At 39.4% G+C, this 1,088-nt stretch carries 1 protein-coding gene and 1 pseudogene; both read left to right on the forward strand.

Annotation, left to right across the window (positions count from 1 at the left end; translation table 11 throughout):
- Positions 1–183, forward strand: a pseudogene (locus tag Q0954_RS34015) (IS3 family transposase); the annotation flags it as partial.
- A 14-nt stretch (positions 184–197) separates the two neighbouring features.
- On the forward strand, positions 198–1,058 hold the full coding sequence (locus Q0954_RS34020) for an IS3 family transposase (protein ID WP_299466559.1): 861 nt from the start codon (positions 198–200) through the stop codon (positions 1,056–1,058).
- Positions 1,059–1,088: the final 30 nt, after the last annotated feature.

Consider the following 1,088-nt stretch of genomic DNA (forward strand, 5'->3'; position numbering starts at 1 on the left):
AACATGATTCGCCGCTGGCGTCGTGAGCACCATAGTAGTAAGGAAAGTTTCACAGGCAAAGGTACTCCTTCCCTAAGTGCTGCGGAGAAGGAGTTGTATGCTTTACGCAAAGAGTTAGCGGAAGTAAAAATGGAGCGTGATATATTAAAAAAGGCGGTGAGCATCTTCTCCAAGAACGACTGAATATTTATGATTTCATCTATAGACACCACAAGGAGTTTCCAGTCGAGAAGATGTGTAAGGTGTTTAAAGTCAGCAGCAACGCATATTACCATTGGCTTATCAAAAGAAAAAAAAAGACGCGTACAGCTGAGTTGAAAGAAAAAATCAAAGAAGTTTATGATCAAAATCGTGGTTGCTATGGTAGTCCTCGGATTACTAAGGTCTTAGAAAAAGAAGGTTTTCAAGTGTCTAGGGCTTATGTCGCACGTCTAATGAAAGAGATGGGGTTGCAAAGTAAGATACGCAAAAAGTGGGTAGTAACCACTCAACGAGAAGAAACCCACCCTGTTGCAGAAAATTTGTTGGATCGTCAATTTGAGGTATCAGAAACGGGCAAAGTGTGGGTTTCTGATATCACCTATATACGTGTAGGGCAAAGCTGGGCTTATTTGACAACAATGATTGACTTGGGTGATAGAGCAGTGGTAGGCTGGTCAGTAAGTGATGATATGACCACTGAAAATACGATCAAAGAGGCTTGGATAGCTGCCCGAAAAAAACGTGAAATCAAGGAAGGTTTTTTACTACATTCGGATCGTGGCATTCAGTATACTTGTGGGCAAACCAGAGCAATTTTTACGCATCATCAAAAAGCCAGACAATCTATGTCTAGAAAAGGAAACTGCTGGGATAATGCAGTTGCTGAAAGCTTTTTCAAGACTATCAAATATGAAGAACTCAATCATCATCAATTTACCAACATTGATCAAGTTGAGCAGGTGGTAGAGCAATATATGGAATGGTACAATACTCAAAGATTACATTCCTCTATTGGGTACAAAACACCAACACAAAGATATATTGAGTTAAATCATTCTGTTAAAAAAAGGGCTTAACTGTTTACCTCATAATTTGTTGCATGTTCA

The organism is uncultured Microscilla sp., from assembly GCF_947493425.1.
In the GTDB taxonomy this organism is placed as follows: Bacteria; Bacteroidota; Bacteroidia; order Cytophagales; family Microscillaceae; genus Microscilla.